Genomic DNA, 422 nt, shown 5'->3' on the forward strand with positions numbered 1-422 from the left:
GACTGGTTGGGAATGGTGAACATTCGCATCCAGCGGCCCAGCAGGCGAAGCGTGTTCACGGCGTTGAACGACTGCGAGCCGCCGGATACCTGCATGACCGCAAGCGTGCGTCCCTGCGTTGGGCGCATTCCCTTCATTTCCAGCGGCAGATGATCGATCTGCGCTTTCATGATGCCTGTGATCTGACCGTGCCGCTCCGGGCTGCACCACACCTGGCCCTCGGACCACAGCGCCAGTTCGCGCAATTCGTGAACGGCGGGATGATCGTCACCCGCTATCTGGTCGGGCAGCGGCAGCGTCGATGGATCGAAAATGCGGGTTTCCGCGCCGAACAGGCGCAGAAGCCGCGCGGATTCCTCGACCGCGAGACGGGAGAAAGACCGTTCGCGCAGGCTGCCATAGAGCAGCAGAATGCGCGGTGC

General features: G+C 63.3%; 1 protein-coding gene. It reads right to left on the reverse strand.

The features are described from left to right. Positions 1-422: NAD(P)H-dependent oxidoreductase (locus LH128_RS30730; RefSeq protein ID WP_008833592.1), on the reverse strand; the 422-nt coding region annotated here is incomplete at both ends.

This window comes from Sphingomonas sp. LH128 (assembly GCF_000293195.2).
Taxonomy (GTDB): Bacteria; Pseudomonadota; Alphaproteobacteria; order Sphingomonadales; family Sphingomonadaceae; genus Novosphingobium; species Novosphingobium resinovorum_A.